Consider the following 13,584-nt stretch of genomic DNA (forward strand, 5'->3'; position numbering starts at 1 on the left):
CGGATCATGATGCAATACCAATTTCAATTCGCTATGGCACTGCCAGAAATCCTGCTGCTGGTTCTGGCTGTCCTGATCTTGTTGTTCGATGCCTTCAGCAAATCGACGGATCGTTCGTCCACGTTCTGGCTGACCTTGCTGGCGCTGGCCGGAGTCACCGCCGTATCGGCGGTGCAATGGAACGCCGGGCTCGAAGGGGCAACCTTCAGTGGCCTTTACGTTGTTGACGACTTGTCGCACTTCCTGAAGATTACGTCGTACATTGCTGTCGCGGCTACACTGATTTACGGGCGCGAATATGCCGAGAAACGCGATATGTTGGCGCATGGCGGCGAATTTTATACCCTGACGCTGTTTGCCTTGCTGGGTCAAATGGTGATGATTTCAGCCGGCAGCCTGATCACGGTGTACCTGGGTATCGAATTGATGTCGTTTGCTCTTTATGCGCTCATTGCCTTGCGTCGCGACCATGTCAATGCGACCGAGTCAGCGATGAAATACTTTGTACTGGGGTCATTGGCGTCAGGTATCTTGCTGTACGGCTTGTCGATGATTTACGGCGCCACTGGTTTCCTTGATCTTGCCGGTATTGCGCAAGTCATTGAATCGGAACAGGCCCAGCGCTTGCCGCTGGTGTTCGGTCTGGTGTTTGTGGTGGCGGGTCTGGCGTTCAAGCTGGGCGCGGTGCCGTTCCACATGTGGGTGCCCGATGTTTACCAGGGTGCGCCGACGTCGGTTACCCTGATCGTGGGTGCGGCACCCAAGTTGGCCGCCTTTGCCATCATGATGCGCCTGCTGGTTGATGCCTTGCACGGTTTGTCATTCGACTGGCAGCCCATGCTGCTGATTCTGGCCGTATTGTCGCTGGCAGTTGGCAACCTGACCGCCATCGTACAGACCAACTTCAAGCGCATGCTGGCGTATTCCACGATCTCGCACATGGGGTTTGTATTCCTGGGCTTGTTGTCGGGTGTGGTCAAAGACCAGCCCATTGCCAGTGGCGCCTACGGTGCATCGTTGTTCTACATGGTGGTGTATGTATTGACGACCTTGGCATCATTTGGCGTGATTCTGGTGCTCAGTCGTCGCGGTTTTGAATGCGAAGAAATTTCTGATCTTAAAGGCCTTAACAAACGCAACCCTGTACTGGCCGGTGTCTTGTTGCTGACCATGTTTTCGCTGGCCGGCATTCCGCCGCTGGCGGGCTTCTATGCCAAACTCAGTGTTTTGCAGGCGTTGGTGGGTGCCGGGCTGGTCTGGGTGGCTGTTGTTGCCGTCATTTTTTCGCTGATCGGTGCGTTTTACTATTTGCGCGTGGTTAAAGTGGCTTACTTTGACGAGCCAGAAGGCGAAATTCATCCGCTCGAGTCCGGCGCCTTGTCGGGTAGCCTGATGTCCCTCAATGGTCTGGCACTGATTGGCCTGGGTATTTTGCCAGGTGGCCTGATGGCCTTGTGTGTGTCCGTCATCGACAACGCACTGGGTTTCTAGTCGGCTATGGATCAAACGCTGGCCATTGTCATTCTGGTTGCGCTGTCTCTCCTGACCGCCAATCTGCCGTTTGTGCTTGAGCGTCCGTTACTGGTGCTGCCCTGGGCCTCGCCAGGCGGACGCTTCTCAAGTGGCGCAGGCCGCTGGTTTGAATCATTCGCGTTTTTTGCGGTGCTGGCTGCATTGGCAACCGGCACACTGTGGTGGATTGGTCAGGGGTTGGTATCGCCTGCCGGCATGCTGGTCCGCGTGACCGTTATGGTAGTGCTGGTGGTTGTGCTGCTGTTATACCCGCAAATGGCGGCTCGCGATTCAGCCGAACGCGGTGGTCGTCACCAGGTAAAAACCTTTCTTGACCGCTTCGTTGAAGTGCTGGTGTTTTATGCCTTGGTGGGTGTGCTGGCTTTTGCGTTTGAGGCCAGTATGGGGAATGTGTTTACCCAGGGCTGGGAATTCTATGCCATCACCCTGAGTCTTTTTTGGTGATGGGCTACCCCGGGTATGTGTATCGCTATCTTATGCGCCACCGACCGGTGCGAACCAGTTAAGTACCGCGTCAAGGCCGCTGAAGCTGATGGCATAGTTGGCTTGTTCGCGAACCACCGGTTTGGCGCGGTAGGCCACCGAATAGTGGGCTAATGACAGCATTTTCAGATCATTGGCACCATCACCCATGGCAATGATCTGGGTTGTGTCGGCGCCCGTGCGACGGGCCAGGTCGGCCAGGTAGTCGGCCTTGCCTTGTGCATCCACAATGTCTCCCAGTACGCGGCCGGTCAAGCGGCCGTTTTCTATTTCCAGCGTATTGGCATGGGTTTCGTCCAGCCCCAGGCGGGCCTTGAGCCGTTCGGTATACAGGGTGAAACCACCCGAGACCAGCATGGTCTTGATGCCGGCGGCTTTGGCTGTCTGAATCAGTTTTTCAGCGCCGGCATTCAGGCGCAGGCGTTCGTTGTAGACGCGGTCCAGATCATCTACGGAAACCCCTTCCAGCAAGGCCACGCGCCGGCGCAGGCTTTCGGCGAAGTCCTTGATTTCGCCGCGCATGGCGGCCTCAGTAATGGCTGAAACTTCGACCTTGCGGCCAACCATATCGGCGATTTCATCGATGCATTCAATGTTGATCAGGGTCGAGTCCATGTCCATCGCCAAAACACGGCAGTGGGCCAGCGGCATGATGGATTCAAGGAATGCGGCATCAACACCCAGATCGTGGCAAACCGAGGCGACGTCCTGCCGGCTGGCCGAGTCAATATCGAGCAAAGTTGCCGCTGTACTGTTGATGGGGCGCACGCCCGAGGCATGCGCCAGGGCGGCAATTTTTTCGATGGTGACGGGCGTCAGGCCGGGGGCCTGCAATACAAGGTGTGTCATGACGTAATTGATCAGGTGAGTGTGAAAAATATCGTTGCGCCGTCAAGCGGGTGCGTCGATAAGACATGCCGTCGCCTTAGTGCAAAGAGCGCATGATGCCACGGATGGCGTTAACGCGGGTTGTCAGAGGGTTGGTGAGTTCTTTCGTCGTGTTGCCCGCCGGTTTGAATTCAACTTTAAGTTTGTCCTGGCCGGCCAGCTTGACGTTGCGTTGTGTCTGCACCAGCTGGATGATGCGCAGCGGGTCGACATTGGGTTTGGCCGAGAACTGGATCAGGGCCGAGGCTTCGCTGGCATCGATCTTGACGATGCCCAAAGGTTCGGCTTCAAGGCGCAACCGGTGCGTCGCCAGCAGCGTCTGGGCGGCTTCGGGTAGTTTTCCGTAGCGGTCAATCAGTTCTTCCTGAAGCCGGATCAGGTCATCTTCATGCGACGCGTTCGACATTTTCTTGTACAGGCCCAGACGCGCATGCACGTCAGGGCAGTAGTCTGACGGCAAGAGGGCAGGGTGTGCAGGTTGACTTCGCATTTGGCATTGAAGGGTGAGTCAAGATCGGGCTCTTCGCCGGCTTTCAGCGCCTTGACCGCCGTATTCAGCATTTCGGAATACATCGAAAAACCGATTTCATGAATGTTGCCCGACTGCGATTCACCCAGAACCTCTCCGGTGCCGCGGATTTCCAGATCGTGCATGGCCAGGAAAAAGCCGGCGCCCAGGTCTTCCATGGCTTGAATGGCCTCGAGCCGCTTCTTGGCGTTGCTGGTGATGGCGTCTTCGCCGGGTGTGAGCAGATAGGCATACGCCTGGTGGTGCGAACGGCCAACTCGTCCGCGTAACTGGTGCAATTGGGCCAGACCCAGACGGTCGGCCCGGTGAATGACAATGGTGTTGGCGGTGGGCACATCAATACCGGTTTCAATAATGGTGGTACACAGCAGCACATTGAAGCGTTGCTGGTAAAACCCTTTCATGACCTGTTCCAGTTCGCGCTCGGCCATTTGGCCATGCGCCACAGCGATACGGGCTTCAGGAACCAGTTCCTCAAGGCGGGCCCGGCGGTTGTGAATGGTTTCCACTTCGTTATGCAGGAAGTAGACCTGCCCGCCGCGCTTGAGTTCGCGCAGCAAGGCTTCACGGATGGTGCTGCCGTCTTCGCGGCGCACGAATGTCTTGATGGCCAGACGCTTCTGAGGTGCGGTGGCAATGACGGAAAAGTCTCGGATGCCTTCCAGCGACATGCCCAGGGTGCGGGGAATCGGCGTTGCCGTGAGTGTCAGGACGTCCACTTCGGCACGCAAGGCTTTCAGGGCCTCTTTCTGGCGAACCCCAAAGCGGTGCTCTTCGTCGATGATGACCAGACCCAGGCGCTTGAAGTTGACGTCCTTGGACAGGATTTTATGGGTGCCAATGACAATGTCGACGGTGCCATCGGCCAGCCCGGCAATGGCGGCGCTGATGTCTTTGCTGGAACGGAATCGTGACAGTTCAACCACCTTGACCGGCCAGTCCGCGAAGCGGTCGGAAAAGGTCTGGGCATGTTGTTCAGCCAGCAGGGTGGTCGGGCACAACAAGGCAACCTGCTTGCCATTGGCTACCGCCAGAAAAGCCGCGCGCAGGGCCACTTCGGTTTTCCCGAAACCGACGTCGCCGCAGACCAGCCGGTCCATGGGCCGCCCGGACGTCATGTCGCTGATTACGGCCTCGATGGCCGATGCCTGATCGGGTGTTTCTTCGAAGCCGAAGCCCTCGGCGAAGGCCTGATAATCGTTCAAGGGCAGCTTGAAGGCATAGCCTTCACGGGCTTCACGCATGGCATACAGGGCCAGCAGTTCGGCGGCCGCATCACGTACCTGTTTGGCCGCCTTGCGACGGGCCTTGTCCCATTGGCCTGAGCCCAGCTGGTGCAGCGGCGCTGCATCGGGGTCGGCGCCGCTGTAACGGGCAATCAGGTGCAGTTGCGATACCGGTACATACAACGTGCTGCCCGTGGCGTATTCAAGGTGAAGGAACTCCATCTTGCCTTCGCCCAGGTCCATGTCGACAAGACCGTGGTAACGACCGATGCCATGCTGGACGTGCACTACCGGGTCGCCTTCGCGCAGCTCGGACAAGTCGCGTACCATGGCCTCGGCATTGCTGCCCTCGGTGTTGCGCCGGGCGCCGCGCCGGGGCGCATGGGCAACGGCGGGATACAGGTCGTTCTCTGTCAGCAGTGTAATGTTCAGCGCGGGTATCGAAAAACCGGTGGTCAGTGGAGCCGTGGTGATGCTGAAATGCCCGGTCCGGGCCAGGGCATCATGCAGACTGTCGGCACCGGCCTCGGGTTGCAGATCAAACTCGGACAGCATCTGCAGCAGGGTTTCGCGTCGTCCGGCCGAGTCGGCACACAGAATCACATGGCTGGCCGCGCTGTTGACCAGAGCGCGTAGTTTGGCGACCGGGTCGTCTGCACGACGCGCGATGGCGACCTCGGGTGCCGTGCCAAAATCAGGGTGGTCTCCGCTGGGTGTGAGTGTCAGGCGGGCAAATTGTTTAAGGTGATTGAACAGGGCGTCAGCACCCAGAAACAGCGTTTCCGGCGGCAATACCGGACGTTCGCGATCACTTTTCAAAAACTGGTAACGGCTTTGTGTATCACCGGTGAAATGCTGGATGGCGCCTTCAATATCACCCAGTGTTACGGTCAGTGTGCCTGCCTTGAGGTAATCGAACAGGGTTGCGGTTTCGTCGAAAAATAACGGCAGGTAGTACTCGACACCGGCAAAGGCGATGCCGTTGCCAATGTCTTTGTAGGGCAGGGCTTTTGACGGGTCACCCTCAAAGACTTCGCGAAAACGGGCCCGGAACCGGGTGCGGGCAGCCTCGTCCATGGGGAATTCACGACCAGGCAGCAACCGGACTTCGCGTACCGGATAAATGCTGCGCTGGGTATCGACATCAAAGCTGCGGATACTTTCAATTTCGTTGTCGAAAAGGTCAAGCCGGTAGGGTACGGCCGACCCCATTGGAAACAGGTCGATCAGGCCGCCACGGATGCAAAACTCGCCCGGAGCGGTCACTTGCGTGACGTGGCTGTAGTTGGCCAGCGTCAGTTGCTGGCGCAGGCTTTCTTCATCCAGCGTATCGCCCTGTTTGAATGAGAACGTGTAGGCCGCCAGAAACGATGGGGGGCCAGACGGTAAAGTGCGGTGCTGACCGGCACCGTGACAACGTCTACGGCACTGTTCATCAGTGCGTGCAGTGTTTCCAGCCGTTCCGAGATCAGGTCCTGGTGCGGCGAAAAGCTGTCATAAGGCAAGGTTTCCCAATCGGGCAATTGCCGTACCTGAAGCCTGGGTGAAAACCGGCTGATTTCCTCGGCCAGACGCTGTGCGGCCAGCGGGTCGGCACACAAGACCAGCAGGGGCTTGCCCGAGGCCCGGGCCAGATCAGCCAGCAGCCACGCGTCACCCGACCCGGGAGGGGACGGGACGGCGTATCGTTGGCCAGGTTTAAGGGCATTGAGCAATGCGGCTGTGCCCGGCAGGGGGCAAGGGCATCTGCGCCCTGAGCGGTAAGGTTTAATGTCGACATCGTGCTGGTCATTATAAAATCTCTTTCTTATGTCAAAAAAGATAATTGCCATCGTACCGGCCGCCGGTGTCGGTCAGCGTGCCTTGACCGGGGCGACCTCCTTGCCAAGCAATATCGTCTGCTGAACGGCAGGCCGATGTTGCGCTGGACCGTCGAAGCGTTGCTGGCTGACTCGCGCATTGAGCAGGTCCGGGTTGCGGTTTCACCGTCCGACACGCAAGCCGTCAATGTGCTGGCCGGTCTGGCCAGAACCGTGTGTCGTCCGTGTGGCGGTGAAACACGCGCTCATACGGTATTGGGTGCCCTGCGCGATGCCGCGTTGCCGGCCGATGCCCTGGTTCTGGTGCATGACGCTGCCCGGCCGGGCTTGCCGCTGGCGGCACTGTCGCGCCTGATCAATACCTGTATGGGCGATCCGGTAGGTGGGCTGCTGGCACAGCCAGTGCCGGATACCGTCAAGCAGGGTGGGCTGCAGGTGGGTGAAGATCGGGTCGCTGTTGTCAAAACCGTGTCGCGCGACGGGTTGTGGCTGGCGCAGACTCCCCAGATGTTTCCTGCGGGCCTGTTGCAGAACGCGATTGAGTCTGCCCTTGAACAGGGGGCGTCGTTACCGATGAGGCTTCGGCCATTGAGCTTATGGGGCTGGCTCCCCGGCTGGTCACCGGCTCGATGCGCAATTTCAAGGTAACCTGGCCCGAAGATTTTGAACTTATGGAAAAATGGTTATGACGTTACCTTTTCGTGTCGGGCAGGGGTTCGATGTGCATGCCCTGGTCGAAGGCCGCCCGTTAATCATCGGCGGCGTTACCATCGACTGGCCCCGAGGTTTGGCCGGTCATTCCGATGCCGATGTGCTTTTGCATGCGATCACGGATGCCTTGTTGGGCGGTGCGGGCCTGGGCGACATCGGTCGCCATTTTCCGGACACCGATCCGGCCTTCAGGGGGCCGACAGTCGCGTGTTGCTGCGCGAAGCCTATGCCCGTGTCAGAGCGGCGGGTTGGCAGGTGGGCAACATCGACGCGACGATTCATGCCCAGGCACCCAAGATGTCTCCGCATATTGCGCCGATGGTGGCTACCATTGCCGCTGACCTGGGGGTGGATGCCGGCCGGGTGAATGTGAAGGCAAAACCAATGAAGGTCTTGGTCATCTGGGCCGTAGCGAGGGCATTGCGGCGACAGTGATTGCCTTGCTTTTGCCGTTCGCGTGATTGTTTATCAAACCTTGGGCAGCTCGATACGGGCCAGCAGCCCGTTGGGTGAACGCGGCAACATTTTCAGCTTGCCGCCCACATGGCCCAGCAAACGCTCGACAATCGCCAGGCCCAGCCCGGCACCGCTCACGCCGGTTCGTGCGGTTTCGCCCCGCGAGAACGGGCGCAGCAAGCGCTGTACCTCAGAGGGTGCAATACCCGATCCTCGATCGGCCACTTCAATGATGACCTTGTCATTTTCCAGCCGCGCGTTCAGGTCGATGAAGCACGTACCGTCAATGGGAGAGCGCCCATAGCGGCGGGCGTTTTCGATCAGGTTGCCAACAATGCGTTTCAGGTCGATGGCCGTGATGCGGGCTTTGAGGTTCGGAGAAATATCGGCATTCAGGTGCCCGTTCAACGATTCGGTGTGCGCTTTTTCACGATCGTAAAGATCTTCGAGGGCCTGGGTAATGTCAATGCCGATTTCCGGCGGCGATGTCGCCGGGCGAGCATATTCCATGAGTTGGCCGATGGTGTAGTCAATTTGAGCCAGGTCCTGATCAATGGCCTGGCGTGTGTCGTCGCTGACATTGCTCATTTCGATTTCAAGACGCATCCGGGCCAGCGGTGTCCGCAGGTCATGGGAAATGCCGGCCAGCATGATTTCCCGGTCAGCTTCGGTCTGACGCAGGTCTTTGGTCATGCGATTGAACGCGATGTTGATTTCCTTGATCTCGGCAGGCCCTTCTTCAGGCAGAGGAGAGGGATTTCACCGCGTGAGAGTTGCTGCGTGACACGCGCCAGCTGAGCCAGGGGTCGGTTCACGAACCGCGCACTGGCCGCAGACCCTACCAGGGCCAGCAAAAGGGCGGTGACCCCCACCAGAACCATTCGACGCCAACCACCAGGCCCAGTTGTTCGCGGTCAAAAACCAGCCAGAATCGTTCGTCTTCGATTTCGAAACTGATCCAGACCCCCGGCATGCCATTGACAGACCACATGATCAGTACGCCGGTGCCCAGACGATTCTTGATTTCGGCGGTAACGTGGTTCCAGTAGTTGGAGTTGGGCAGAGGTTCAAGGGTGTCAGTGGGCTCGCGCGGCTGGATACGCAGACTGTCTTTGGTGGCCAGATCAAGCAGCAGGTCGGTACGGGTGTCTGGCGACGCGTGGATGAGAGCGGAGCGCGTGATACTGAGCGACGTGCTGACCCGTTGTGCCATCTGGATGGCGCGCGGGCCTTCTTCCATACTGAAAAAGACTTCGAGCCAGGCACCCAGGCTCACAATCATGAGAACGCCCAGCAATAAAAAAGACCGGCTGAACAGGCCCAGCCGGACTTTTGACTGCAGGGTTTCGTAGTGGCGCCGAACAAAGGACATGCCGATTCAGCGCCTGCCCGCCGGTTTAGTTGCCGCCATCGGGAATGAAAACATACCCCAGGCCCCAGACGGTCTGGATATAGACGGGCTTGGACGGATTGGGTTCGATAAGCTTGCGCAGTCGTGAGATTTGTACATCGAGGCTGCGGTCGAAGGCCTCGTATTCACGGCCACGGGCCAGTTCCATGAGCTTGTCGCGTGACAAGGGGATTTTTGGATGGCGTGCAAAAACCTTTAGCACCGAGAATTCGCCCGTGGTGATAGGCACGACTTCGTTATCACGGGTGAGGGTACGGGTCGACAGGTTGAGAACATAGGGGCCGAATTCGACCGATTCGTTTTCCTGGCTGGGGGCACCGGGGTGTTCTTCGGTGCCGCGGCGACGCAAGATGGCATTGACCCGAGCCAGCAGTTCGCGGGGGTTGAAGGGCTTGGACAGGTAATCGTCGGCACCCATTTCGAGACCCACGATACGGTCAATTTCTTCGGCCTTTGCGGTGAGCATGATGATGGGTGTGTTGTCGTGGCTGCCGCGCAGGCGACGGCAGATTGACAACCCGTCTTCGCCAGGCAGCATCAGGTCGAGTACCAGTAGATCGAAATGTTCACGTTGCCATAGCTTGGACATTTCTTTGCCGTCTTCGGCAACGAAGACATTGAAGCCTTGTTCGGTAAGGTAGCGGCGCAGCAGGTCGCGCAAGCGGGGCCGTCGTCGACCACAAGGATTTTGCGTGTTGGAGGCGGAGTATGAGTATTCATGGTCGAAAATGTAACAGGCCTGGTTGAGGCCGTGAAGAGGCCGGTAGCAAGATCTTACACATTAAGGAATTGGTAGAAACGCGGTTTACATCTTTACCAGCATGACACATGTCAACCGCCTTGGCGGGAGTGTGCACAGATTAGCATTATGATTGTCATTCGCACAGGGGTTTTTGGCCACCGGACAAATGTCCGGGGCACAGGCGGCTTAAAATGCCGTTATGGACCAACATATCATTGCTTTCGAAACATCATCGCGTATTTGCGATGTGGCTTTACTGTCAGTCGTGCAGGGGCAGGAACGTGTGCTTGTGCTCAGTCACGACGAGACTTCCGAACATGCCGAACGTTTGTTGCCGATGGCCGATCAGCTGCTCGTGCAGGCGGGTATACGGCGTACCGATTTATCGGCGATAGCCTTTGGTCAGGGCCCCGGGGGTTTTACCGGGTTGCGCGTTGCATGCGGGGTTGCGCAGGGGATGGCCTTTGCGTTGAATCTGCCCGTTGTGCCGGTGCCTTCATTACTGGCCGCTGCGGCATGCGAAAAGCATAATGACGTTATTCGGGTGGTTGTTCAAGACGCCCGCATGCACGAAGTTTATGTGGCCGCGTTTCGGGTTGCCTCCGATGGGTCGGGGGCCGTATCGCCGTTGCTTGATGCCTGTCTGGTGGGGGTGGACGACTTTTCCGTCTGGCTGGGGCAAACGGCCCGGCGCTGGCAAGCCTCAGGGCAATCGGGGTCTGTCGCCATAGTGGGCGATGCCCTGGTGGCGTATCCCGGCGTGGTTGCACAGACTCAAATCATGCTGGCCGACGGCTCCAGGCCATTGCGTATGGGTGGCCCGGTCCGTGCCACTGCTGAAGGGGTGGCACGCCTGGCACGAGGGTTGCTGGTGGACGGGGCTGCGGTTGCTCCATCTGCCGCTGCCCCGTTGTATGTCCGCGATAAGGTTGCGTTTACCACCCACGAGCGTGCGCAGGGGCAGGGGGCAATCCCAAGGCGCAAGTGGCAATTACCATTGTGGCCATGGCCCGCGAGCATCTTGATGCGGTGGCGGGGCTTGAGGCCCGGGTGCAGTCACACCCCTGGACGCGCGGTAATTTTGCGGATGCGCTTGACGCCGGCTATAGCGCATGGGTTGCGTTACGCGAGGGGCAGGTTGCCGGTTTTTGTGTGGTACAGCCGGCACCAGATGTAGCACATTTGCTCGTTATTGCCGTTGACCCTGAAAGCCAGCGTGGGGGCCTGGGGTATCGTCTGCTGCGTCAGGCTGAAGCGGTTGCGCGTCAGCTGGGCCTGCCGGCGTTGTTGCTTGAGGTTCGTCCGTCCAATCATGCTGCGGTTACGTTTTACACGAACCGGGGCTTTCATCAGATCGGCTTGCGCAAGGGGTATTACCCGGCGGCCCACAGTCAGCGGGAAGATGCGCTGGTTCTGCAAAAAATCTTGACGGGGGCGCTCAATGACATCAGGGCAGGTGGCTGTCAGTCGGGCCCAACTGGCCTGGTTGACCGAGCTGGGCATTGATCGCAAGTTGCTGGCCAGCATTGCTGATACGACGTCACTGTTTACGGTACCTCCGGCGCCCGCTATCGCACCGGCCGCACGGGCGGGGCTGAAACCTGGTGCGGCGTTGGCTCCGACGCGTGGCTCAGCCCCTGCATCGGATCAGGCTGCCGCCCCTGCGCGTGTCAGCCCGACTTCACGTCCGATTCCGCCCGATGCACAACCCGCTCAGGTCATCCCTGTCGTGCGTCAGCCTTTGCCAGATAACCTGACGGCTCTGGCCGAGAGCGTGGCGCAATGCCAGGCCTGCGGCTTGCATGCCGTGAGGCACCAGACCGTGTTTGGGGACGGCGTGGCACAGGCACCAGACTGGATGGTTATTGGTGAGGTACCGGGTGATCACGATGATCATTTGGGGTTGCCATTTCAGGGCAAGGCCGGCGAGCTGCTGAATCACATGCTGGTTGCCGCCGGCATTTTGCCGTCTGCCACGTTGTTTTATACCAACCTGCTGAAATGCCGTCCAAAGGGCGCACGTGCGCCAAAGCCTGAAGAAATCGAGGCCTGTCTGCCCTTTTTGCGTCAGCAAATTACCCTGGTCAGGCCGGCGGGCTTGCTGGTGCTGGGCTGGCAGGCGGCGCAGGCGTTGTTGGGCCAGCGGGCCAGTCTTGACCGGCTGCGCGGGCAGGTGCACCGGTATCACGATGCGGGTCTGGATATCCCGTTGGTGGTCACCCACCACCCGGCATCGTTGATGTTGCGTGGTCATTTCAAGGCGGCTGCCTGGCAAGATCTGCACTTGGCGCGCCAGGCCTTGTTGTCGCTACCTTAGTGCAAGGCCTGACCGTGGCCGTGTTGACCGATCTGGTCTTGCAGTGAGGGGTCGCGCTGGTGATTGAGCTTGTTCCAGCGCATGAACACAAGCATCAGGCTGGACACCAGCAAGCCAAAGATCACGATAATGATATTGATTGGCAGGCTGAGCCAGAGCATCAGGCTGTAGACGGCCAGCATCAACAGAATGTTCAATTGTTCGTTGAAGTTCTGTACGGCAATCGAGTGGCCCGCTGACAATAACACGTGCCCGCGGTGCTGCAACATGGCATTCATGGGCACGACAAAGAACCCTGACAAACCGCCAATCAGCATCAGAAGGGCATAGACGGCCCAAGGTTCGTAGACCAGTGGCATGAGTAAAACGGTGAAGCCCATGAATACACCCAGCGGCAGAACCTTCAGTGCCTTTTTCAAGGGTACACGGCCTGCCAGCACGGCCCCGACGATAGTTCCCAACGCGGCAACCCCCATCAGTACCGAGGCCTGGTCAAGCCGGTAGCCCAGGTGTTGGGCCCCCATTCAATCAGGATAAGTTGCAGGGTGGCGCCGGCGCCCCAGAACAGGGTGGTGACGGCCAGAGAAATTTGTCCGAGCTTGTCATGCCACAGTGTCTTGACGTAGTAAGTGAATTCGCGAACGAGCTTGACCGGGTTGGTTTGTTGTTTCGGGTAGCTGACATGGGTGGGTGGGATCAGCAGGGTGCAGCCGGCCGCAAGCAGATACACGAAACCGATAATGAAAATGGCGGCTTCGGCCCGGTTATCGACGACGGCACCTACCCAGGGGTTTGACAGAAGGGCTTGCGAGACAGACGGATTGATCAGAACCCCGCCTACGACGGTGCCGAAAATAATGGAGAGCACCGTCAGGCCCTCGATCCAGCTGTTGCCTTTGACCAGTTGGTCGGGTGGCAGCATTTCGGTGACGATGCCATATTTTGCGGGGAGTAAGCGGCTGCGCCGATACCCACCAGCGCATACGCTGCAAAAATCAGGCCCAGTTGACCCGTGGTGCCAAAACCGAGGCTAGCATAGCAGAACATTAGTACGCAGCCGGCCAGTTTTACGGCGTTGGTCATGAACATGACCTTGCCTTTGGGGAATGAGTCGGCGAACGCACCGACAAAAGCAGCCAGCAAAACATACGCCAGTGCAAACCACCATTTCATCATGGGGGCCATCCAGTCGGGGCCGTGCAGGTCGGCAATTAAAGCGATGGCGGCAATCAGCAGGGCGTTGTCAGCGAGTGACGACAGCGCCTGGGCGGTCATGACCAGATAGAAGCCTTTCTTCAACTTGGATCCCGGTGGAGTTAGTGTTGCATCTGTTAACGTTGGTTTTATTAACGTTGCATTTATTTTAAGGAATTTTTAAGGTTCGGAAATAAACGCGGGTGGACAAGTATAGCTTCAGCCATTGTCGCTGCGGCGCTGGGGTATCATTAGGGCTTGAATTTTTTGCCAG

At 58.4% G+C, this 13,584-nt stretch carries 6 protein-coding genes and 8 pseudogenes; 8 read left to right on the forward strand and 6 right to left on the reverse strand.

The window, feature by feature from the left end; translation table 11 throughout:
- Positions 1–6: 6 nt before the first annotated feature.
- From nuoN to N7E01_RS13325, 3 genes and pseudogenes are all read left to right on the forward strand, one after another.
- Positions 7–1,491: an NADH-quinone oxidoreductase subunit NuoN gene (gene nuoN, locus N7E01_RS13315; RefSeq protein ID WP_289173213.1), complete on the forward strand. Its 1,485-nt coding sequence runs from the start codon at positions 7–9 to the stop codon at positions 1,489–1,491.
- Between the two features lie 6 nt (positions 1,492–1,497).
- A pseudogene (locus tag N7E01_RS13320) lies at positions 1,498–1,623 on the forward strand (DUF2818 family protein); the annotation flags it as partial.
- Between the two features lie 126 nt (positions 1,624–1,749).
- Positions 1,750–2,039, forward strand: a pseudogene (locus N7E01_RS13325) (DUF2818 family protein).
- On the opposite strand, the gene serB reads toward N7E01_RS13325, so the two are convergent.
- Positions 2,008–2,865: a phosphoserine phosphatase SerB gene (gene serB, locus N7E01_RS13330; protein WP_289173214.1), complete on the reverse strand. Its 858-nt coding sequence runs from the start codon at positions 2,863–2,865 to the stop codon at positions 2,008–2,010. The pseudogene N7E01_RS13325 and the gene serB overlap by 32 nt on opposite strands.
- Before the next feature lie 76 nt (positions 2,866–2,941).
- Positions 2,942–6,431, reverse strand: a pseudogene (gene mfd, locus N7E01_RS13335) (transcription-repair coupling factor).
- A gap of 37 nt (positions 6,432–6,468) precedes the next feature.
- On the opposite strand from mfd, the pseudogene ispD reads away from it, so the two are divergent.
- Positions 6,469–7,168, forward strand: a pseudogene (gene ispD, locus N7E01_RS13340) (2-C-methyl-D-erythritol 4-phosphate cytidylyltransferase).
- Positions 7,165–7,625, forward strand: a pseudogene (gene ispF, locus N7E01_RS13345) (2-C-methyl-D-erythritol 2,4-cyclodiphosphate synthase). The pseudogenes ispD and ispF overlap by 4 nt, the downstream one beginning before the upstream one ends.
- A 33-nt stretch (positions 7,626–7,658) precedes the next feature.
- On the opposite strand, the gene N7E01_RS19510 reads toward ispF, so the two are convergent.
- The 3 genes and pseudogenes from N7E01_RS19510 to ompR form a co-directional block, all read right to left on the reverse strand.
- Entirely contained in the window at positions 7,659–8,339 is a 681-nt protein-coding gene (locus tag N7E01_RS19510) for an ATP-binding protein (protein ID WP_434089518.1), read from the reverse strand.
- 145 nt (positions 8,340–8,484) lie between these two features.
- Positions 8,485–9,018, reverse strand: a complete 534-nt coding sequence (locus N7E01_RS19515) for a hypothetical protein (RefSeq protein WP_434089519.1) — start codon at positions 9,016–9,018, stop codon at positions 8,485–8,487.
- A gap of 25 nt (positions 9,019–9,043) precedes the next feature.
- Positions 9,044–9,777 (reverse strand): annotated as a pseudogene (gene ompR / locus N7E01_RS13355) (osmolarity response regulator transcription factor OmpR).
- Positions 9,778–9,998: 221 nt separating this feature from the next.
- On the opposite strand from ompR, the pseudogene tsaB reads away from it, so the two are divergent.
- The 3 genes and pseudogenes from tsaB to N7E01_RS13365 all read left to right on the forward strand — a co-directional run.
- Positions 9,999–10,661 (forward strand): annotated as a pseudogene (gene tsaB, locus N7E01_RS18980) (tRNA (adenosine(37)-N6)-threonylcarbamoyltransferase complex dimerization subunit type 1 TsaB); the annotation flags it as partial.
- Between the two features lie 143 nt (positions 10,662–10,804).
- Positions 10,805–11,305, forward strand: coding sequence for a ribosomal protein S18-alanine N-acetyltransferase (gene rimI / locus N7E01_RS18985; protein WP_350494855.1), 501 nt, complete (start codon positions 10,805–10,807; stop codon positions 11,303–11,305).
- Entirely contained in the window at positions 11,241–12,116 is an 876-nt protein-coding gene (locus N7E01_RS13365; RefSeq protein WP_289173215.1) for a uracil-DNA glycosylase, read from the forward strand. Before rimI ends, N7E01_RS13365 begins: the two co-directional genes overlap by 65 nt.
- On the opposite strand, the pseudogene lplT reads toward N7E01_RS13365, so the two are convergent.
- Positions 12,113–13,415, reverse strand: a pseudogene (gene lplT, locus N7E01_RS13370) (lysophospholipid transporter LplT). The gene N7E01_RS13365 and the pseudogene lplT sit on opposite strands and share 4 nt — an antisense overlap.
- Between the last annotated feature and the right edge of the window lie 169 nt (positions 13,416–13,584).

The sequence above is a fragment of the Neopusillimonas aromaticivorans genome (assembly GCF_030344915.1).
GTDB lineage: Bacteria > Pseudomonadota > Gammaproteobacteria > Burkholderiales > Burkholderiaceae_B > Neopusillimonas > Neopusillimonas aromaticivorans.